Here is a 21,223-nt window from a genome sequence, read left to right on the forward strand (position 1 = left end):
CTCAGGCCGCCTGCTCGTCGAGGCGCGGGAACAGGGCGGCGCCCTTTGTGATCGTGGTGCCCGCGGGAAGCGCCCCGAACGTCGCCGCACCGTCGAGCGGCTGCGCGTCCAGCGACCCGAGCGGAGCCTCCGCGCCGAGCAGCTCCCACAGCCCGGCGGCCGCCTTGGGCACTATCGGGTTGAGCAGCACCGCGAGCGACCGCAACGCCTCCGTGGCCGTGACGAGCGACGTGGCGAGGCGGCCGCCGTCGACGCCCGTGCCGGTCTCGTTGAGCTCGCCGGGCTCCTTGGCGAGCTTCCAAGGCTGCGTGTCGGCGAGGTAGCCGTTCGTGGCGTCCACCAGCGTCCACACCGCGGAGACGGCGTCGTGGATGGCCAGCCGGTCGATCGCCGCCTCGGCGTCGGCCACTGCCTTGGCCGCGACCTGGGCGAGGCCGGTCTCGGCGTCGGTGAGCTCGCCCGGCGACGGCAGGGAGCCGCCGAAGTACTTGCCGATCATCGCCGCCGTCCGGGACGCGAGGTTGCCGAACCCGTTGGCGAGCTCGCCGTTGTACCGGGCGGTCATGTCCTCCCAGGAGAACGAGCCGTCACCGCCGAAGGCGATGGTCCGCATGAAGTAGTACCGGAACGCGTCCGACCCGAAGGTGTCGATGATGTCCGACGGCGCGATGCCCGTGAGCTTGGACTTGCTCATCTTCTCGCCGCCCACCAGGAGCCAGCCGTGCGCGAAGACCGTCTTCGGCAGCGGCAGGCCCGCGGCCATGAGCATCGCCGGCCAGATCACCGCGTGGAACCGCAGGATGTCCTTGCCGACCAGGTGCACGTCGGCCGGCCAGGTCCGCGCGAACTGCTCCTTGCGCTCCGGGTCGCCGCTGTCCAGGCCAACAGCCGTGGCGTAGTTGAGCAGCGCGTCGAACCAGACGTAGAGCACGTGCGACGAGTCCCACGGGATCGGGACGCCCCAGTCGAACGTGGAGCGCGAGATCGACAGGTCCTGCAGGCCCTGCTTCACGAAGCTGACCACCTCGTTGCGGGCCGACGCCGGCTGCACGAACTCCGGGTGCTCCTCGTACAGCGCGATCAGCCGGTCCGCGTACGCGCTCATGCGGAAGAAGTAGTTCTGCTCGGAGAGCATCTCGACGGGCGTGCCGTGGATGGGGCACAGCTTGAGCCCCTCGTACTCCCCCGTCCCGTCGATCAGCTCGCCCGGGAGCTTGTACTCCTCGCAGCCCACGCAGTACGGCCCCTCGTAGGCGCCCTCGTAGATCTCGCCCTTGTCGTACAGGTCCGTCAGGAACGCCTGCACCGCGGTCTCGTGCCGCTCCTGCGTGGTGCGGATGAAGTCGTCGTTGCGCACGTCGAGGGTCCCCAGGACCGGCTTCCAGGCCGTCTCGACGAGGCGGTCCGCCCAGTCCTGCGGCGACACCCCGTTCGCCTCGGCGGTGCGCATCACCTTCTCGCCGTGCTCGTCGGTCCCGGTGAGGAACCAGACGCTCTCCTGGCGCTGACGGTGCCAGCGCGTCACGACATCAGCGGCGACCGTCGTGTACGCGTGCCCGATGTGCGGGGCGTCGTTCACGTAGTAGATCGGCGTCGTGAGGTAGAAGGTCTTCTTCGCTTCCGGCATGCCGTCAATGGTAGTTGCGCGCCCACGGCGAAAGCCGCGTTGTCCACAGCCCCTGCCCGACGGCGGTGGGCTCCGTCAGCGGACGACGGCGGGGTCGATCTCGTCGGCCCAGGCCGTTACTCGGTCGGCGTCAGCGTCACCCGCAGCAGCCGGTCGTCCTCGGCCGCCGGTGTACCCCGGCCGTCCGTGTTGTTCGTCAGCACGTACAGCTCGCCGTCCGACGCCGCGTGGACCGCGCGGAGCCGCCCGTACTCCCCCGAGAGCAGCGCCTGCGGCTCCCCGAAGCCCGGGCTGTCCCCATCCGCCACGTCCGACGCCGTGCCGAGCAGCGGCACACGCCACAGGCGCTCCCCGCGGAGCGCGGCCAGGTATACGGCCTCGTCAGTGACGGTTATGCCCGACGGCGAGGCCTCCGACGTCGGCCACCACGCCACCGGATCCGTGAAACCGGGCTGGTCGCCCGGGCCCTCGACCTCGGGCCAGCCGTAGTTGCCGCCGGGTTCGATCACGTTCAGCTCGTCCAGCGCGTCCTGCCCGAACTCGGCGGCGAACATCCGCCCGCTCGCGTCCCAGGCCAGGCCCTGCACGTTGCGGTGCCCCATGGACCACACCGGTGAGCCGGCCTCCGGGTTGCCGGGCGCCGGCTCGCCGTCGGGCGTGACGCGCAGGATCTTGCCGCCCAGCGACTCCGGGTCCTGGGCATTCGCCGTGTCCCCCGCGTCGCCGGTGGCGACGTACAGGTACCCGTCCGGACCCAGCGCGATCCGCCCGCCGTTGTGGTTCGAGGCCTTGGGTATCCCGTCGAGGACGGTCGTGAGGTCGCTCAGGACTCCGCTGTCGAGGTCCAGCTCGGCCCGTAGCACGGCGTTGTCCGTCTCCCCCGTGCGGTACAGGAAGACCGTGATCAGCGGACCTGCGTCCTCCGGGTCCACGGTCACGCCCAGGAGCCCGCCCTCGCCGTCGGCCACGGTCTGGTCGGCGAGCTCCTGCGCTCCGCTCGACCAGGCGAGGTACTCGACACCACCGTCCGGGTAGACCACGGCAAGCATGGCGTCGTCCCGCATCGTGACGAGGAACCTGTCGTCCGGCAGCGGAGCCAAGCCCCAAGGAACCGGAAGCTCCTCCGCGACCACCTCGACGTCGGCGGTCACCTGCCCGTCCCAAGGGTCGTCGCCCGACGCCGAGCCCGACGCCGGGGAGGACTCTGAGACCGTCGGGCTCGGCGACACGACGCCCGGTTGGGGCGAGCCGGTGCAGCCGAGGAGCAGCAGGGCCACACCTGTCGGCCCAGCAATGACAGAACCCGAGCGCCGCAGCCTGGAGGTCATGGAATCCACTGCCCCATCGAAGCACCCTGCGGCTGCGGTCGGGCGGAATTTTGCGACCCCTGCACACGGCATCCCACTGTCGGCGTGTCGCGTGCAGTGTGTTGGGGTGGACGGGCGCGGCCGGCCCCTGCCGCGGTGGCAGAGTAGAGGCATGAGTCTCACTGAGTCCGGGAGCGTGCGGCGGGCCCTGATCGTCGTCGACGTGCAGCCCACGTTCTGCGAGGGTGGCGAGCTCGCCACCGAGGGCGCGAACGCGATAGCGGACCGCGTCGCCGCCTACGCCGCGACCCACCGCGACCGGTACGTGACGGTGCTGACCACGCAGGACTGGCACATCGACCCGGGTGAGCACTTCAGCGAGACCCCGGACTTCGTCGACTCGTGGCCGCCGCACGGCATCGCCGGCTCCCCGAACGCCGAGCTGCACCCCGCACTGGCCGACCTCAACCCCGACGCCCGGCTGAAGAAGGGCCAGTACTCGCACGGGTACTCCGGGTTCGACGGCGCGGACGAGCACGGGCGCACCCTCGAGACCGTCCTGTCCGACGCCGAGGTCACCGCCGTCGACGTCGTGGGCCTCGTGGAGTCGCACTGCGTCAAGCACACCGCGCTCGACGCCCGCCGCGCGGGCCTCGCTGCCCGCGTGCTGACCGACCTCACCATCCCCGTGTCGCCCGAGCAGGGCCGGCTGGCCGAGCAGGAGCTGACGGCGGCCGGCGTGGACCTCCGCGACTCGTCCACCCTCTGATCCGTAGTCAGACGGTTCAGATCCAGCTAGGCAGAATCATCAGCCGCTGCCAGTACTCGTAAGGCACCGGCATCGCCGTCCAGATCGGGTAGTAGAGCACGCTCACCCCGACGATCAGCAGCACCACCACCGCGGCCAGCCAGCTCACGATCCGCCGGTCGGCGCTCCCACGCCGGGTCCGTTCTATCCCGACCGCCAGGAGATACACGAGCGTCAGGATCACGTACGGCGTGAACACGATCGAGTAGAACGTGAAGATGGTGCGGTCGTCGAGCGGCCACGAGTACAGGAACCAGGGCAGCCAGCCCGCGGCGATCCCCACGAGGGCGGCCGTGCCGCGCCAGTCGCGGTACCGGACCACGAGCACCAGCACCACGGGGATCGCGAGCGCGCTCAGCCACCACAGCAGCGGGTTGCCGAGCGACGTCACGGCCTGGGCGCAGTCGCCCACGGAGTCCGCGGGGCAGGGCCCCTGGCCGGGCGTGTACTTCTCCCAGAAGAACGACGTCGGACGCCACTGCACGATCCAGCCCAGCGGGTGCGACGCGTAGTTGTGCTCCGAGTTCAGCCCGTTGTGGAAGTCCCACATCATGTGGTGGTACTCCCACAGGGACCGCCCGGCATCCCAGCCGCTCTGCGCCCAGCCCCAGTCCGGCCACCACCCCGGCGGGGACGCGTCGTTCACCACCGCCCAGTTCCGCAGGTACGACTGCGGGTGCGCGAACCATGCGGACCACGTCGCGATGTACACCGCGACCACGGTGGGCAGCATGATCAGGGCGGCCGGGACGGCGTCGACCACCAGGGCGTCCTCCCACCACCGCTCGATACCGGCGGTGCGGCGGGCCGTGATGTCCCAGATGACGGTGAGCAGGCCGAAGGCCGCCACGAAGTACAGGCCTGACCACTTGACGCCGCACGCCAGCCCCAGCGACACCGCCGCCGCGAGCCGCCACCAGCGGAAGCCCAGCCGCGGGCCGTACTTCCCGATCGCCCCGCCCGCCTCGACGATCTGCGCCACCCGGTCCGCGAGCCGACGCCGGGCCCACTCGCGGTCCAGCACCAGGCAGCCGAACGCGACGAGCACCCAGAACATGAGGAACTGGTCCAGCAGGCCGGTGCGCGAGTGCACTATCGCCTCGCCGTCGACCGCGAGCAGCAGGCCCGCGACCAGGCCCAGCAGCGTGGACGAGAACAGCCGCCGCGCGATGCGCGCGATCAGGAACACGGCCAGGATGCCGATCACGGCGCTCGCGATGCGCCAGGCCATGGGGTCCTGGGCACCGCCCATGAGGCGCATCCCGATCGCGATCATCCACTTGCCGACGGGCGGGTGCACCACGTACTCGGCCTCGTCGGTGTTGTACGAGCTGACGTCACCGGCCTCGAACGCCGGGTTCGGCTCCTCGGGCCACGCGGCCTCGAAGCCGAGGCTGGCCAGCGACCAGCCCTCCTTGACGTAGTACGTCTCGTCGAACACCAGCTGGCCCGGGCGGCCCAGCGCCCACAGCCGCGCGCCCGCGGCGATCGCGGTCACCACCAGCGCGCCGAGGATGCCCCAGAACCGGTCCGACACCCGCAGGCCGAGCCGGAGGCGTCGCTCGCCCAGCAGATCGCGCAGCAAGCGGTCGCGCACGGGCGGCTCGGGCCGCGACGGCTGCGCGACGGCGGGGAACGACCCGGTTCGCGTCATCTGCTCGCCCACGGCCTCCCGGCGCATGTGCGCGCCGTAGGTTCCGGGCAGAGCCTGCTGCGTTGCGGCGAAATGCGCTCCAGTGGCGTCAGGCTGCTCGGACACCGGGCCAGCATAGAGCGTGGGACCCTGTGCTTCATGACCGACCCGTCCCCGATGCCTGGGCCCGCGCCCGAGGCCGGCTCTCTTGTCCTGGCCGCCACCCCGATCGGCAACACCGAGGACGCCTCGCCCCGGCTGATCCGCCTGCTGGCCGACGCCGACGTCGTGGCCGCCGAGGACACCCGCCGCCTGCACGGGCTCGCCGGGCGGCTCGGTGTCGAGGTACGGGGCAGGGTCACCAGCTATCACGAGCACAACGAGACGGCCCGGGCGGACGAGCTGCTCGACGTCGTCGCCGGGGGCGGCACCGTGGTGGTGGTGACCGACGCCGGCATGCCGTCCGTCTCCGACCCCGGGTACCGCATAGTGGAGCGCGCGATCCAGCGCGACCTGCGCGTGACCGCCGCCCCCGGGCCGAGCGCCGTGCTGACGGCGCTGGCGCTCTCCGGCCTGCCGACCGACCGGTTCACGTTCGAGGGGTTCCTGCCACGCAAGGCCGGGGACCGCACCAGGACGCTGACCGCGCTGGTCGCCGAACCGCGCACCATGGTCTTCTTCGAGGCGCCGCACCGGATCGCGGAGACGCTGGCCGCCATGGCGTCGGTATTCGGGGACACCCGCCCGGCCGCCGTCGCGCGGGAGCTCACCAAGACCTACGAGGAGGTGCTGCGCGGCCCCCTCGCGGACCTCGCACAGCGCGCGGCGGCCGAGCAGCTCCGCGGCGAGATCTGCGTGGTCGTGAGCGGGGCGACGGCGGTGCGGGCCGGCGTGGACGACGTCGTCGGCGAGGTCCTCGAACGGGTAGCGGCAGGCGAGCGCCTCAAGGCGGCGGTAGCGGAGGTCGCGGACGCCGCGGGCGTCCCGAAGCGGGACCTGTACGCGGCAGCCCTGGCCGCCCGCCCGCCAAAGTAGCTCTCTACCAGTCGATCTGCGGGGTCGGGTGGTACGGGGCGCCGTCGCGGCGCCAGGCGGCCGCCTCCACCGCTACGCGGGTCCGGAACGACTCCCAGTCCTTGAGGCCGGGCTGCGCCCAGGCGGTCTCCGCCACCGCGGCGAGCCGGGGCAGCAGCATGGAGAACAGGTCGTCGCGGCTGATCATCGTCTCGGTCCAGACCGCCGCCGACACGCCCTCGATCGCGGACTCGGGCAGGCCGTCGATGAGCTCGGCGGGTTCCCAGTCGTAGGAGTCCTGCAGCTCGACGAAGCCGGCCCACTGCTGGCCCAGCACGTGGTCGGGCGTGTACTTCATGTCGAGGTACGCCCGGTCGGCCGGCGACATCACGAACTTGGCGCCCGCCCGCGCGGCACGCCGGAACGGGGCCGGGTCGGGGCGGGTGTCCCAGTACTGCAGCAGGGTCCCCGGCCGGACGACGTCGGACGCCTCGCCGTCGTGCACCTCGCCGGAAGCTGCGCCCTCCCCGGAAGCCGCAGCCGACTGCGCCAGCGCGGCCACCGCCGACTGGTCACCGTGCGCGGACCCGGCGCCCTCCTGCCACGCGACGGGAATCTTGCCCGCCCCCGAGATGATCTCCTGGCACAGCACCACGAACCGGCCGAACTCGTCGGGCCGGATGGTCAGCACCTCGTCACCGCCGAAGTGCACCCACGGCCCCAGCGTCATGCGTGCCACGTCGGTGAAGACGTCCCGCAGGAACGGCTCGGTGCTCGGCAGCTCGAAGTGCAGCCGCGAGAACCCGACCTCGATCCCGTCGTAGGGGTCGGTGGGCTCGCCAGTGGGCGTGAGCTCGCCGTAGGCGTGCGTCGCCGCGTTGACGTGCCCGGGCACGTCGATCTCCGGCACGATGACGATCTCGCGCTCGGCCGCGTACTCCTGCAGCTCGTGGTACTCGGCGGCGGTGAGGAACCCGCCGGGCGCGCCCGAGACGGCACCCTGCGACGACTTCTCCGTCAGCGCGGGACGGGACGGGATCTCCAGCCGCCAGCCCTGGTCGTCGGTGAGGTGCAGGTGCAGGCGGTTCATCTTGTACGAGCCCACCAGGTCGACGACGGCCCGCAGGTCCGCCTGCCCGAACCAGTGCCGCACCACGTCGAGCGACAGCCCACGCCACGGGTACCGCGGTTCGTCCCGCACGACGACGGCGCCCACCTCGAGCGGTCCGCCCGCCTCCCCGCGGTCGACCCCTTCGCGGTCGGCCTCCTCACGCCCCGCTCTCAGCCGGCCCGCGTTGATCAGCTGCCGCAGCGTCCGCACCCCGTGCAGCAGGCCGGCCCGTTCGGGGGCCGCGACGGTCACACCGTCGGCGGTCACGCTCAGCGTGTAGCGCTCGGGGTTCCGGGAGCCCTCCGGACCCGCGGCGGGATCGAGCGTCAGGGCGACGGGCACCCCGCCGTCCGGCGCCACCGACGCTCCCGCGGCGGTGAGCAGCTCACCCGCGAGGCGCGCAACCACGGCGTCGGACGCCTCCAGGGTGACGGTCGTGAGATCCAGCGCCCCCTCGCCCCGTTCGAGGTGGACAGGTACAGGGATGACGGCGTCGGCGACGATGCCCGCGCCGCTGGTCACGGTAGTCATGATTGTTAGGGCCCCTTCGCTCCGATGGATGCCCCGCAGTTTGTCAGGTTCAGCCTGCGGAGACCAGGCCCAGGAGTGGTTCGGTGGGCATGATGCTCGTGGGGTCGGCGGGCACCTCGCTCGGCGCTGACCAGCCGAGGAACGACCGTGGAGGTATCCCGGAGGCGACGTCGGCCCAGACCCCGGCGGCCGTGGCCTGGCCCTCCCCGGGACCTGCCGCGGTGAAGATCACGGCGACCTGCGGCGGGATCCTGAGCCCGGCCCGGTCGCCCACGGAGGCCGCCGCCGACTGGTGCACCTCGAGCATGACCTGCGGCAGGCCCTTCGAGGTGGCGATCGTCGCGAGCCGGTCCACGACCGCTTGCAGCTCCGCGACCGGTACCGCGCCCGGCTCGGCCACGCCGTTGCCGGCCACCCGGAACTCCGGGTGCACCGACAGGCCCACGCCCGGCCGAGTCAGCAGCGGCTCGAGATCGTCGAGCTGCGCGGCCAGCGGCTGGTTGCCCGGCGCGATGTCGAGCAGCACGAGCTGCCCGGCCTCGCGGATCGTGTCGACCGCCGGCGTGATCAGGTCCAGCGGCTGCTCGTCGACGTAGTCGCCGTCCTCGCCCGCCGCGGTCGAGCGCAGGCTCGCCGTGACGGTGACCACTGGCGACCCGCCAAGCGTCTCGCCGTTGAGCGCGGCGGCGTCCACGGCACGGACCGCGTCGACCGCCGGGTCCGCCACCCCGGCCGGCACCGCGTACGACGTCGACACGTACCGGCCCGGGAACAGCTGCAGCGAGCCGTCCGGCAGGGTCGCGCCCGACGTCGCCACCGCTACCTGCCAGCCGAGGCCGTCGGCTGCGCCGAAGCTGCTGCCGATCCCGACCGTGCCGAGCGGCTTGAGGGCGCGGATGGTCGCGACGGTGTCCGGGCTGGCGGCGATGTTGCCGCCGGGAACCTCCACCGGGACGGCGCCGGCGGCGAGCGCGGTGCCGATCGCCGCCTCCTGACCGAGCTCCGGGTCCACGGCGACGAGGATCTCCTGCAGCAGCTGCGGCTCGGCGACGTCGGGGATCTCTGCGCGCAGCCGGTCCAGGTCGGCCGCGCCGAGGCGGTCGGCGGTGGGCAGGTCGACCTTGGCGTCGTCCTGCTCCTCGTCCTCGGCGCTGCCGTCGCTGCCGGCGGAAGCGGCTGCTTCCGCGGCCGCGCTCAGCGCACCGGGATCGAACCGGACGACCTCCGCCTCGCCCGTGGCGTCCCCCACGTCCGCGACGGCCTGCTCGTCGCCGATGACAACGACGGTGCTCGCTCCGAGCCGCTCGAGCTCGGCGGCGAGGTTGCTGTCCGAGACGCCCCCGTCGGTGAGCAGCACCGGCGCGGCGATGGCGACGCCGGTGGCCGCGGCAGTGGCACGCGCCTCGTCGTTGTCGGCCGAGGCGAGCACGGCGACCGGCGAGGCATGGAAGAAGGCCTGGCTCGCGGTGAGCGAGAGCTCGGCGGGATCCGTCGAGTCGAGCACCAGCGCCGGCCCGGAGGGTTCACGGACCTGGAAGGTCGCCCCGGTCCGGCCGTCGTCGCCCTCTGCTGTCGGCACCGTACAACCGGCGAGAACAAGGGCGGCGGCCGCTAGCAAAGCTGCTGCGGACGCAGGTCGGTGGTGCGGGACGAATCGGGCGTTCCGGATGACCACGAATCACATTCTCCCCCACCGGACGACGAAGTGGAAACCCCGGTGGGTCCGCGACATCGATTACGGCGGCTCCAGATCACGGTAGACGAACTCGTCACTCCACCACCACGTAGACTTGGGCCTCGACGCACGGTCAAGAGAACGGAAGCGGGAGGCACGGCGTGAGCACCATGACAGCGAACGGCGATACGGCAGGCGCCGGGTCGGGTGGCGGCGAATCGACCACCGAGTCGCTCCGCGCGCCCCGGGACCGGATTCTCGACGCGGCCACCGACCTCTTCTACGCCCACGGGATCCGGGCGGTCAGCGCCGACAAGATCATCCAGCAGGCGGGCATCACCAAGGTCACCTTCTACCGCCACTTCCACACCAAGGACGACCTCGTCGTCGCCTACCTGCTGCGACAGGGCGCCTGGGAGCGCGGAGCGCTCGACGCCATGCGCGAGGCCGCGAACGGCGCCGACGAGGCGTTCCGCCTGTTCGCCAACGGTGTGGGCACCGAGATGTGCAAGCCGGGCTTCCGGGGCTGCGCCTTCATCAACGCGGCGGCCGAGTACGCCGCCCCGGACAGCCCGGTCCGGAAGGTGGTCGCCGAGCACCGCGCGTGGTACCGCCAGACCTTCACCGAGATGCTCGGGCAGATGCACGTGATCGACCCCGGCGAAGCCGCCGACGAGGTGCTGATGCTGCGCGACGGCGCCATGCTCTCCGGCTATCTCGACGACCCGGCGCAGGTCGGGAGCGCACTGGCGCGGTCCATCTTCGCCGTCGTGACCGCCCACGGCACCGAGTCCGCCGACTAGCCGCACCGCTCCGGCCGGCGCGGGCTTGTGTTCTCCGACCCTTCGGCTCTAAGGTAGACGTACTAGTTCGTCTACCTGGTTGGAACCAGAAGGAGCACAACATGGCTGACACCATCTACACCGCGATCGCGACGTCCACCGGGGACGGCCGCGCCGGAGGCCAGGTCGTTACCGACGACGGCGTGCTCGACGTCAAGCTCGCGATCCCGACCGCCATGGGCGGGCCGGGCGGGGGCACCAACCCCGAGCAGATGTTCGCCGCCGGCTGGGCCGCGTGCTTCCACAGCGCGCTGAAGGCCGTCGCCGCGGCACAGAAGATCAAGTTCACCGACTCCGCAGTGGTGGCAGAGGTCGGCCTGAACCCGCTGGACGGCGGCCGGTACGGCCTGAGCGCGGCCCTGCACGTCGAGCTCGTCGGCCTGGACCAGGCCACCGCCGACCAGCTGGTCGAGACGGCGCACACGGTGTGCCCGTACTCGAACGCCACGCGGGGCAACATCGCGGTGACGGTCGACACGACGGTCGCCTGACCGCGGCATCAGCAGTTCGCTTCGAGTACGACCTGAGGTACCAGATCCCGCCCGGACTGGTACCTCAGGTCGTTCCCAAGGCGACCCCCCTGGCTCGGGAGCGGTCCCGAACTCGGTCCGCGCCCCCTGTTCCTCCAGATCAGCCTGTACTAGCGTCGTTCCCCAGCAACGCGGGAACTTCACCCGCTATCAGACAAGGGACCTAATAGGGGGAGTTCGAGCGGTGCACACCGGGCAGATGGTCGGCGACCGGTACCGGCTCCAGGAGCGGCTCGGTTCCGGCGGGCACGGCGAGGTCTGGCGCGCCGCGGACCTGAAGCTGCACGAGCGGCCGGTGGCACTCAAGCGCACGCGGTACGACGGCGATGCCGGCGGGGCCGACCGGGTTCGCCGCGAGGCCCAGACCCTCGCGCGGATCAACCACCCGCACGTGGTCTCGGTGCACGACGTGGTCGACGACGACGGCGAGGTCTGGGTGGTCATGGAGTACGTGGCCGGCCGCCCGCTCTCCGACGTCGGCCGGCTCTCCGTCGGGGAGGCGGCCCGCTACGGCGCCCAGCTCGCCGGCGGGCTCGAGGCGGTGCACGCGCACCGGGTCCTGCACCGGGACGTGAAGCCCGCCAACGTCCTGGTGACCGGCGACGGCTTCGCGAAGCTCGCCGACTTCGGCATCTCCCGCCCGCTGCACAACGAGGAGACGGTCACGGCCACCGGCGCGCTCACCGGGACGCCGGGCTATCTTGCGCCCGAGGTGGCCAAGGGCGGCCGGTTCACCGAGACCGCCGACGTCTGGTCGCTCGGCGCCACCCTCTACTACACGCTCGAAGGCACCACGCCGTTCGGCGACGACAACCCGCACGCCCTGCTGTGGAAGACCGTGTCCGAGGAGGTCCGCCCGCCCAAGCGGGCCGGCGCCATGGCCCCCGTCGTCCTGCGGATGCTGGCCAAGAAGCCCGGCGACCGGCCGCGCCTGGCGCAGGTCCGGCAGGAGCTGGCGGCGCTGGCCGGCGATCCGACGGCCGGCGTCGGGCCCGAGCCGGCCCGGCGCCCGCTGCGTCGCGGCCGCGCCCTCGCGGCGGCCGGTGTCGCCGTCGTCCTGGTGGCCGCGGCCTCGTCCGCCGTCTGGTTCTCCCTCGACCGCGGGCAGGCGCGCGGCGACGAGGCGCCGGGCACAAACAGCGTGGACGCCGCGGCGGCCCCCGCCGACCAGGGCACGACCACGAGCGCGGCAACCATCGGGGATCAGGCGACCGCCGACCCGTGCGCTCTCCACGACGTCGAGGCGCTCGGCGCGCTCGGCCAGGCACGGATCCGTACCGACGACGGTGATCTCAACACCTGTGACGTGGTCGTGATGACCGACGACGGCGCGGCGGTCGCGGCCGGCGTCTCGCTCTTGCGCAACACGGACGAACCCGCCGAGCCGAATCGGCAGGTCAACGGGATCACCGTGGTGGACGACGAGAGCGATCTGCCCGAGGAGTGCAGCCGCGAGCTGTACCTGCCCGGAGGCCGCTACACCATCTTGCTGGACGCGTGGCCCGAGCCGTGGGCCAACACGTCGCTCGACGAGCCGGAGGTCGACGACCTCTGCGCGTTTGCCGAAGCAAGCCTCGACCGCGCCACCACCCTGCTCAACGGGGGCCAGCTCCCGCGCCGCGAACGGGACCCCGTCCCGGGATCGCTCTACACCCAGAGCGCGTGCGACCTGCTCGCCGGGGAACCGCTCGAGCAGCTGCCCGGAGTCGACCCCGACCCCGCCTTCGTCGGGTTCGCCGAGTGGGACTGCCGGTGGGAGACGGACGACGGCAAGGAGCTGCGCGTGCTGTTCCGGAACGGCGAGCCGCCCTCGGACGACGACGGCAGGCGCCACGTCTTCAGCGGGCACGAGGTGTTCGACGAGGGCGCCTTGTTGTCCGCGAGCTCGTGCGTGGTCGAAGTCGTGAACCGGGTAACGGTCAGCCCGGACGGCGACGGCGACATCGTCGCGGAGCTGATCCGGTTCCACCTCCAGGCTGGCTCCGACGTGCCGGTGGAAGAGCTCTGCGACCTCACCCTGGACATCGCCGAGCCGGTAGCGGCCCGGCTGCCGGCCCTGTCCTGACGGGGCTGACGGGAGCTGACCGGGGCTGACCGTGCGGTGTCGGGAGGGGTCCCCGAGACTGCATGTCAGGCTCGCGGCCAGAACACCTGGAGGTTGCCATGACGGATATCCCGCAGATGGAGGGCACCGCACCGCTCTCCGCCAGCCACGCCAGCCTGGCGTTCGGTGTGCCGACGTCGGAGCCGGGCACCATCTACGCCCTGTCCGTGTCCGGCGGCGTCCGGCTCGGCGCCCGGGAGGAGCGCTCGGTGGTGTTCGGGCGCAACCGCCCCGAGGTGCACGTCTGCGTGGGCGAGGACGACCTGCGGATCAGCCGCACCCAGGGCAGCGTCACGTTCCGCGGCGGCCGGTGGTGGCTCGCCAACACCGGGCACCGGGCGCTCCAGCTCCCCCGCTCCATGACGCTGTTCCCCGAGGACGATCCCTACCCGGTCGAAGCGGGCTACACGCCGGTCTTCGTCAACGGCACTGCCCGACGCCGGCACCTGCTCGAGCTCTACGTCGCGGACGAGGACGGGCGCCTGCCCCGCCCGGCGCCCGACGCGGCGACGCTGCGGGACAAGCCCTGGAAGCTCCGCGCCGACGAGCGGCTGGCGCTGGTCTCGCTCGCGCAGAAGTACCTGCTGCACGAGGCCTACCCGCAGCCCTCGACCTGGCAGCAGGTCTCGGTGGACCTGGGCGCGCTGCAGCCCGGCGAGCAGTGGAGCGGCAAGCGAGTGGAGCACCTCGTGTCGGGCGTCCGGCGCCGGCTCTCGCGCGCGGGAGTGCCGGGGCTGACCCGCGAGGAGGTCGGTGAGCCGGTGGGCAACATGCTCAACCACAACCTGATCACCGAGCTGCTGCAGACCCGCACCCTGGTCCCACCGGACATCCTGCTCTTGGAAGACCTTCGCTGAGTGGTCAGTTCTGGTAGACCTCGAACATGCCGCGGAGCTCGGCCGAGGTGAACGACGAGCGCTTCGTGTCCGGCGGGACGAAGAAGTCGACGAGGAAGGACTCCACCACGATGCTCGGCGGGCACGGCTCGCCGAACTCGTCCGAGAAGGCCGCGACCTGTCGGCCCGTACGGATCTCGTAGAGCTTCACGTCGAACCGGCTCGCGTAGAACCGGACGTCTTCCCCGAAGGGGTTCGCGTCGCTCTCGTACAGGCAGGTCTCCTGGTAGGAGCCGTCCTTGGGCCCGTCGACGCACGCCACGAGCACCATGTCCTCGAGGCTCTCCGCCAGCCAGGAGCCCGGGAAGTCGTGCGCCTCCGGGTTGATGCCGTACACCCGCATCGGGTTGGCGCCGCTGCGCCGGTACGGCTCCGCGCCCCGGTACGGGGAGGGGTTGGCGCAGTACCGCTGGGCGGTGAGCAGGCCCCGCACGTTCTTGCGCTGGATGCCGGTGATCACGTCGTACAGCTCGTCGGACGCGGCATCGGCGCGCTCGTCTGCGCGGAAGTCGTGCAGGAACGCCTCGTAGGCATGGCGCGACGCCGTCAGCTCGTCCGCGTCGGACAGGTCGCGGGCGCACTCGAGCACTCGCCTCGGCACCTCGCCCGACGCCGCCGCGACCGGCTCGGCCAGCGCCGGCGCCTCCCAGCCCTGGGCGTCGACCCATTCGACGACGTCGCGGGCCGCGCAGTTGTCCGGGTCCTCGGCGAGGTTGGCCAGGAACGTCTCAGCGACGGACTCCACCTGACCGGCCTGGCTCGGGACCTCGTCCAGCGTCGTCGTCAGCTGCTCGAACCCGGCCTCCAGCGACTCCTGGTCGATCTGGCCGGAAACATACGCGGCATTGAGCAGGTGCTCGGCGCGCTTGGGCCCGGCGCCGTCCCACAGTGCCCTCGGGTTGTCCATGTACACCTGCAGCTCCGCGGCGGCCACAAGCTCCTGCTCACCCGGCGCGAGCGCGTCGAGCAGGAGCCCGCAGGCCTCCAGGTCCGCCTCTCCTTCCAGGGCCGTCGAGCCGTCGACCACGCGGTCGGTGGGCCCGATCCGCTCCAGCAGCTCGGTCGCCCGGCCGCAGTCGCCGGCCGCGTGGGCGTCGGCGGCGGCGTCGACCGTCCGTGTCGTGTTGATCCGCAGCCCGACGACGGCGACCACCAGTGCCAGGACCACGGCACCGGCCACGATGCGCTGGGTGAGCGGGCGCTCCGCCGGGGTGATCTGCGCGGGGCGGGTGAGCCACCAGCCGTGCGCGATCATCGCCAGCCACCACACCGCGAGCACGATCAGCCAGCCGGGGGAACCGGGAGCGGCCGCCAGGATGATGAGCAGCACCAGCGTGCCGGCCAGAGCGGCGGCGAGGAGCCCCCACCGCCGCAGGAACACGTAGCCGAGGCCCAGCAGGGTCGCGTTACCGAGCAGGACCGCGAGCCGGTCGGCCGTGGGCGGCTCGACCGGCTCGGGCGGCGAGGGCGGCTCTGACCACACCTCGCCGGAGCCCCAGGGATTCTCGGGCGTGCCGCTCTGGGTATCCATGGCTGCTCCTCTGGTCGGGTCTGCGCCCAGTGAAGCCTAGAACCACCGGGACCCCTCCCGGAAGGTGGAGCACCAGGTCACGAGGCCGGCAGGCCTCAGCCGAACGTCATCGTGAAGACCTGGACGCCCTCGGGCACCTGGAGGTCCACCAGCCCCTCGCTCGGCCCGTCGCCCTCCAGCACGGGGTAGAGCCGCGGGTTCCCGGAGACGTCGATCTGCCGGGTGTCCTCGCGCCCGTCGGTGGTCACCGTAGATTCAACGGTCCCTTCACCGCCGAGGACCACAAAGACGTCCGTCGACCGGTAGGCGAGGCGCACCCGCGCGTCGTCGGACCTCGCTGTCGCGCCCTGGAAGTCGACCTCCCAGGTGCCGCCGAGAGAGAAGGTGTCCTGCTGCTGGTCCTCCTCGAGCGTGAACTCCTGGCGGTCCGCCGCGTACCGCGGCTCGCCGGAGTAGTTGATGACGCGCTTGATGGAGAAGTAGGTCTCGGGCGTGATCTCGTCGAGCGGGGTCGCGTCCTGGACGGTGGTGGCCTCCGGCAGCTGTACTCCGGGGTTTGCGTCGGCGAGAAGCTCACGGATCAGCTTCTCCGTGTTCTCGTACCCGCCCTCGCCCAGGCGGATGTGCCGCACGGTGCCGTCGGAGTCGATCAGGTACTGGGCCGGCCAGTAGCGGTTCCGGTACGCCGTCCAGGTCGCGTACGAGTTGTCCTGGGCGATCGGGTAGGTCACGCCGAGGTCCTCGGCGCCCTGGATCACGTTGCGCGTCTCGCGCTCGAACGCGAACTCGGGGGTGTGCACCCCGATCACCTCGAAGCCCTCGCCGACGTCGGCGTACCTGTTGTACCAGGCGTTGATGTGCGGGATGGACCGCTGGCAGTTGATGCACGAGTAGGTCCAGAAGTCGACGAGCACCACTTGGCCGCGCATGGCCTCGAGCTGGAGCGCCTGGCCGTCGGGCGTGTTGAGCCACCGGTCGATACCGCGGATCTCGGGTGCGGGGCCGCAGTCCTCCAGGACCGCCGCACCGTTCGAGCAGTTGGACAGCTCGCGGTTCTCGTCGGTGACGAGGCCACCGAGGTCGAGCGCCTCGCGCACGGTCTCCGAGGAGTCGATGCGCTGCTGCAGCGCGCCCGTGTAGTCCGGGAGCAGCCGCTGGATCGCCGCGGGCAGGTTGAAGGCCAGCGCGATCGCCAGCAGGATGACGACGATGCCGCCGCCCGTGCGGATGGCCGTGGTGTGCCGCTGGAAGGCCTTGACCCGCTCGGCGACCCGACGCCCGGCGAGCGCGAAGACGAGCAGCGGGATCGCGGCGCCGATCGCGAACGACACCGTGAGCACCACGGTCTCGATACCGATGTTGCCCGTGGCGCCGGCGACCGTGATCGCGGCGAGCACCGGTCCGGCGCACGGCACGTAGAGCACGCCGAGGCCAAGGCCGAGGGCGAACGCGCCTCGGTCCTGCCGGGCGGCGCCGCGCTTCGCCCCGAAGGCGGCGATGCGCTGGAAGGGCCGTTCGAGGATGGTCTCGAACCGGGGCACGATCATGCCGATGCCCAGCACGACGAGCAGCGTGATGCCCGCCCAGCGCAGCAGGTCCTGGGGCAGGCCCAGGACGTTGAGCAGCAGCGAGCCGAGCAGTGTGAAGACGCTGAAGCTCAGGACGAGCCCGGCGATGACTACATAGGGACGCAGCGAGCGCCGGGTGCGCACGGCGGTGGCCGTACCTCCGGTGCCCGTGCCCCCAGCGTCGTCGGCGTTCCGGGTCCGTGCGCCCTGCACACCGCCCGCGAAGAAGATCACGGGGAGCATCGGCAGGATGCATGGCGAGATTCCGGTGATGAGGCCTCCCAGTAGGCCGATGACGATGAGGGTTCCCATGTGGCGGGTTCGTCGCGCGGGCCCTTCTGGATGGGTACGGCCCCGTCCTGGATGGGTACGGCCCCGTCGGAAAACTCGTGCGCATCCACCCCCATCCGGGTGTCGGTCGGCTCCGAACCATGGGCAAGACGCCCCGTGAGACGCGGGGTGACGACACACCGAGGAGAGACCGATGAACGTTCGAACCCGCAAGTCCTACGCAGCAGTCGGCATCGCAGCCATCACCATGCTGGGCCTCACGGCCTGCTCGGGGGGCGACGAGCCGGCGGCGAGCGAGACCACTGCGAGCGAGGAGACGAGCGCTCCGGCGGAGGAGCCTTCGGAAGAGATGGTCGACCCGGCCGCCAACCTCGTCGGCCCCGGCTGCGCGGCCTACGCAGAAGAGGTGCCGGACGGCCCCGGGTCGGTCACCGGCATGTCGACCGAGCCGGTAGCGGTGGCTGCCTCCAGCAACCCGCTGCTGACCACCCTGGTCGCGGCCGTGAGCGGTGAGGTCAACCCCGACGTCAACCTCGTCGACACCCTGAACGGTGACGAGTTCACCGTGTTCGCCCCGGTGGACGACGCCTTCGCGGCGATCGACGCCGCGACCATGGACACGCTGTCCACGGACGCCGACCTGCTGAGCTCGATCCTCACGTACCACGTGGTGCCCGGCCAGCTCACCCCCGACCAGGTGGTCGGCGAGCTGACCACCGTCCAGGGCGACACCGTCGAGGTGGCCGGCAGCGGCGACGAGCTCACGGTGAACGACGCGAACGTGATCTGTGGTGGCGTGATGACCCAGAACGCGACCGTCTACCTCATCGACGCTGTGCTCATGCCCCCGATGTGATCTGCTGCACCCCGCCGTCGTGAGACGGCACTGAACAACAACGGCCCGCCTCGACCTTCCGGTCGAGGCGGGCCGTTCGTCTTTGCTGGGGTGGCTTAGGTGGTGAGGACGACGATGGGGTCGGTCGTCGGCTGCTCGGACCCACCCTCGGGCTCCACTGTCACGGCGATGCCGATACCGTCGGCCTGCCGCACGAGCGACGAGACGTCGCCGTCGTCCTCGGCGAGGACGCCCGCCGAGGACACGCTGCCGTCGGGAGCGACCACCCAGAGCTGGTACGCCCGGTCGGGGTCGAGGTCGGGCAGGTCCTCCGCCCGGAAGAACAGGTCGCCGTCGGCTACCAGAACCGAGGCCTGGCCGCCGCCCTCGATCGCGCGGCGGAGGATCGAGCCCTCGGGGTCGGCGAGCATCTCGGCGACCACCTGGGACTGCTCGCGCAGCCGGTCGCGCTCGGCGGTCACCTGCACGGCGATCGTCGTCGGGACGGCGATCGCGGCTGCCGCCGCGACGGAGACCGCTGCGACGCCCCAACGCCGGCTTCGCCGGCGGGAAGCGAGGTCGACGACGTCGTTCCCGGCGTCCGGCATGGTGCCCTCACCGGGGGCGGCAGCAAGACCAGGCGTGGCGCCGGCGTCCGGCGTCGGGCCGGAACCGAGGGCCGAGACGCCGGATGACGTGACGGCCGGGCCGGGCTCCAAGCCCGGCGCAGCAGGCGGAAGGCTCACGGCGGGCAGCTGCGGCGTGCTCTGCACCCGTTCCAGCACGCTCGCCCGCAGGGCGGCCGGGGGCTCGGTCTCGATCGCGAAGGCCGCGACGACCTCGCGGTACTCGTCGAGCTCGCGCCGCGCGTCGGCGTCCGACTCCAGCAGGCGCTCGACGGCGCGCCGGTCCAGGTCGTCGAGGGCGTCCAGGGCGTACCCGGGCAGCAGGTCCCAGACGTCGGGACGCACGTTCTGCGGGCCAGTGCCAGTCATCTCGTCAGCCATGACGCACCCCCAGGCAGTCGCGGAGCCGGTTGAGGCCGTCGCGGATCCTGCTCTTCACAGTGGGCAGCGCGGCGTCAAGCTGCTCGGCGACCTCGCGGTAGGTGAGGCCGCCGTAGTACGCGACCACCACCGCCTCACGCTGGGTCGGGGTCAGGCCCTCGATGCAGCGGCGCACGGCCGAACCCTCGAGGTTCCGCTCGACGTCCTCGACCACGACGTCGCGGACCGACTCCCCCATCCGCAGGTCCGTGTCCCGCTGGTCACGGTCCCGGCGCGCCTGCTCCGACCGCACGCGGTCGACGGCGCGCCGACGCGCGAGCGTCGCGACCCAGGTCCGGGCGGAGCCGCGGGTCGCGTCGAACCGTGCTGCTGTCTGCCACACCTCCACCATCACCTCCTGGGTCACCTCTGCCGCATGATCGGGGTCGCGCAGGACGCCGAGTGACGCGCCGTAGGCTACCGGCCCCAGCGCGTCGTACACCGGGGCGAACGCCGCGGGGTCTCCCCCGGCGCACGCCGTGAGGAGTGCGTCGACGGTGTCGCGCGACGAGGTCCGGACTGGTGGTGATGCCACCGCCCCAGTCTGCCCCAAGAACACCCCCGATCGTCTCTGCACAGAAGGTTCGGCGCCGAACCCCTCCCGGATGGGGTGATCCCGATCACCAGTCGTGGAGCGTGCCGTCCTTCAGGCGGTTGATCGGCAGGTAGCCCGGGCTGTAGGGGTGGGCGGCAGCCAGCTCCTCGTCCAGCTCGACGCCGATGCCGGGCACCTCGCCCGGATGCAGGTAGCCGTCGTCGAACGTGTAGGCGTGCCGGAAGACCTCGTTGGTGAGGTCCGTGTGCCCCGAGTACTCCTGGATGCCGAAGTTGTGGATCGCCAGGTCCAGGTGGAGCGCGGCCGCCATGCCGACCGGCGAGATGTCCTCCGGCCCGTGGATGGCGCTCTTGATCCCGCGCTGCCCTGCGTAGTCGAACAGCTTCTTCATCGGGCTCACACCGCCGAAGTGCGTGACGGCGGAGCGCACGTAGTCGATGAGCCGTTCGTCGATGAGCGTCTGGTAGTCGAACACGGTGTTGAACACCTCGCCGATCGCGAGCGGCGTAGTGGTGTGCCGGCGCACGAGCCGCAGCGCCTCCTGGTCCTCGGCGGGTGTGCAGTCCTCCAGCCAGAACAGGTCGTAGGGCTCCAGGTCCTTGCCGAGGCGGGCGGCCTCGATCGGGGACAGCCGGTGGTGCGCGTCGTGCAGCAGCGGCAGGTCGGGGCCGAACTCGTTGCGCACCGCCTCGAAGACCTTCGGGATGTACCGCAGGTACGCGGCCGTGTCCCAGTCCTCCACGGCGGGCTGAGCGAGCAGGTCCGGCGCTGAGGCGTCGTCCGACGTCGTCGTGTGGACGCCGTAGACCGACTTGAGGCCGGGGACCCCGCTCTGGATGCGGATGCTGCGGTAGCCCCGCTCCTGCAGCGACCGGACCGAGTCGAAGATCTCGGGCAGGCTGGAGCCGTTCGCGTGCCCGTAGGCGCGGATCCGGTCGCGGCTGGCACCGCCGAGCAGCTGGTACAGCGGCAGGCCCGCGACCTTCGCCTTGATGTCCCACAGCGCGACGTCGACCGCGGCGATCGCGGCCATGGTCACCGGACCGCGGCGCCAGTAGGCGCCCCGGTACAGGAACTGCCAGGCGTCCTCGATGCGGTGCGGGTCGCGCCCGATCAGCAGCGGCGCGACGTGGTCGCGCAGGTAGCTGACCACGGCGAGCTCGCGCCCGTTGAGGGTGGCGTCGCCGAGTCCGGTCACACCGTCGTCCGTGGTGATCTGGAGGGTGACGAAGTTACGGCCGGGCGAGGTGACGACGACCTTCGCGTCGACGATCTTCATGCAGAGACTTTCTTGTTGGTGGTGCGGGGGGTGGTGCGG

General features: G+C 71.7%; 17 protein-coding genes. 7 read left to right on the top strand and 10 right to left on the bottom strand.

Translation table 11 applies throughout. The features are described from left to right. Position 1: 1 nt before the first annotated feature. Both metG and AB1046_RS13230 read right to left on the bottom strand, forming a co-directional pair. Positions 2-1,627: a methionine--tRNA ligase gene (gene metG, locus AB1046_RS13225; RefSeq protein ID WP_369369770.1), complete on the bottom strand. Its 1,626-nt coding sequence runs from the start codon at positions 1,625-1,627 to the stop codon at positions 2-4. Positions 1,628-1,743: 116 nt separating this feature from the next. Next, positions 1,744-2,955, bottom strand: coding sequence for a sorbosone dehydrogenase family protein (locus AB1046_RS13230; protein WP_369375697.1), 1,212 nt, complete (start codon positions 2,953-2,955; stop codon positions 1,744-1,746). A 151-nt stretch (positions 2,956-3,106) separates the two neighbouring features. On the opposite strand from AB1046_RS13230, the gene AB1046_RS13235 reads away from it, so the two are divergent. After that, positions 3,107-3,703, top strand: a complete 597-nt coding sequence (locus AB1046_RS13235; RefSeq protein WP_369369771.1) for an isochorismatase family protein — start codon at positions 3,107-3,109, stop codon at positions 3,701-3,703. A 16-nt stretch (positions 3,704-3,719) separates the two neighbouring features. Here AB1046_RS13235 and AB1046_RS13240 read toward each other — a convergent pair whose 3' ends face one another. Next, complete coding sequence (locus AB1046_RS13240; RefSeq protein WP_369369772.1) at positions 3,720-5,501, bottom strand: dolichyl-phosphate-mannose--protein mannosyltransferase; 1,782 nt, start codon at positions 5,499-5,501, stop codon at positions 3,720-3,722. Between the two features lie 33 nt (positions 5,502-5,534). Here AB1046_RS13240 and rsmI point away from each other — a divergent pair, with 33 nt between their 5' ends. Beyond that, entirely contained in the window at positions 5,535-6,410 is an 876-nt protein-coding gene (rsmI, locus tag AB1046_RS13245) for a 16S rRNA (cytidine(1402)-2'-O)-methyltransferase (RefSeq protein WP_369369773.1), read from the top strand. Positions 6,411-6,414: 4 nt separating this feature from the next. Here rsmI and AB1046_RS13250 read toward each other — a convergent pair whose 3' ends face one another. Together AB1046_RS13250 and AB1046_RS13255 are read right to left on the bottom strand one after the other, a co-directional pair. After that, on the bottom strand, positions 6,415-8,031 hold the full coding sequence (locus tag AB1046_RS13250; RefSeq protein WP_369369774.1) for a family 20 glycosylhydrolase: 1,617 nt from the start codon (positions 8,029-8,031) through the stop codon (positions 6,415-6,417). A 49-nt stretch (positions 8,032-8,080) separates the two neighbouring features. Further along, complete coding sequence (locus AB1046_RS13255; protein WP_369369775.1) at positions 8,081-9,610, bottom strand: hypothetical protein; 1,530 nt, start codon at positions 9,608-9,610, stop codon at positions 8,081-8,083. 266 nt (positions 9,611-9,876) lie between these two features. On the opposite strand from AB1046_RS13255, the gene AB1046_RS13260 reads away from it, so the two are divergent. The 4 genes from AB1046_RS13260 to AB1046_RS13275 all read left to right on the top strand — a co-directional run bounded on the left by AB1046_RS13260 (position 9,877) and on the right by AB1046_RS13275 (position 14,039). Continuing rightward, a complete protein-coding gene (locus tag AB1046_RS13260; RefSeq protein ID WP_369375699.1) occupies positions 9,877-10,509 on the top strand; it encodes a TetR/AcrR family transcriptional regulator in 633 nt (210 codons plus the stop codon). 101 nt (positions 10,510-10,610) lie between these two features. Next, complete coding sequence (locus tag AB1046_RS13265; RefSeq protein ID WP_369369776.1) at positions 10,611-11,039, top strand: organic hydroperoxide resistance protein; 429 nt, start codon at positions 10,611-10,613, stop codon at positions 11,037-11,039. Between the two features lie 223 nt (positions 11,040-11,262). Beyond that, entirely contained in the window at positions 11,263-13,143 is a 1,881-nt protein-coding gene (locus tag AB1046_RS13270; protein WP_369369777.1) for a serine/threonine-protein kinase, read from the top strand. A gap of 98 nt (positions 13,144-13,241) precedes the next feature. Beyond that, complete coding sequence (locus AB1046_RS13275; RefSeq protein WP_369369778.1) at positions 13,242-14,039, top strand: hypothetical protein; 798 nt, start codon at positions 13,242-13,244, stop codon at positions 14,037-14,039. A gap of 4 nt (positions 14,040-14,043) precedes the next feature. Here the strand turns inward: AB1046_RS13275 and AB1046_RS13280 are convergent, their stop codons facing one another. Together AB1046_RS13280 and AB1046_RS13285 are read right to left on the bottom strand one after the other, a co-directional pair. After that, entirely contained in the window at positions 14,044-15,609 is a 1,566-nt protein-coding gene (locus AB1046_RS13280; RefSeq protein ID WP_369369779.1) for a hypothetical protein, read from the bottom strand. Positions 15,610-15,704: 95 nt separating this feature from the next. Next, complete coding sequence (locus AB1046_RS13285) at positions 15,705-17,489, bottom strand: cytochrome c biogenesis protein CcdA (protein ID WP_369369780.1); 1,785 nt, start codon at positions 17,487-17,489, stop codon at positions 15,705-15,707. 172 nt (positions 17,490-17,661) lie between these two features. On the opposite strand from AB1046_RS13285, the gene AB1046_RS13290 reads away from it, so the two are divergent. Then, positions 17,662-18,324 (top strand): fasciclin domain-containing protein, encoded by a 663-nt coding sequence (locus AB1046_RS13290; RefSeq protein ID WP_369369781.1) that lies wholly within the window; start codon positions 17,662-17,664, stop codon positions 18,322-18,324. Between the two features lie 95 nt (positions 18,325-18,419). On the opposite strand, the gene AB1046_RS13295 is transcribed toward AB1046_RS13290, so the two are convergent. From AB1046_RS13295 to manD, 3 genes are all read right to left on the bottom strand, one after another. After that, positions 18,420-19,310, bottom strand: coding sequence for an anti-sigma factor (locus AB1046_RS13295; protein WP_369369782.1), 891 nt, complete (start codon positions 19,308-19,310; stop codon positions 18,420-18,422). Further along, complete coding sequence (gene sigK / locus AB1046_RS13300; RefSeq protein WP_369369783.1) at positions 19,303-19,884, bottom strand: ECF RNA polymerase sigma factor SigK; 582 nt, start codon at positions 19,882-19,884, stop codon at positions 19,303-19,305. Before sigK ends, AB1046_RS13295 begins: the two co-directional genes overlap by 8 nt. Positions 19,885-19,969: 85 nt before the next feature. After that, positions 19,970-21,184, bottom strand: a complete 1,215-nt coding sequence (gene manD / locus AB1046_RS13305) for a D-mannonate dehydratase ManD (protein ID WP_369369784.1) — start codon at positions 21,182-21,184, stop codon at positions 19,970-19,972. Positions 21,185-21,223 lie beyond the last annotated feature (39 nt).

The organism is Promicromonospora sp. Populi, from assembly GCF_041081105.1.
In the GTDB taxonomy this organism is placed as follows: Bacteria; Actinomycetota; Actinomycetes; order Actinomycetales; family Cellulomonadaceae; genus Promicromonospora.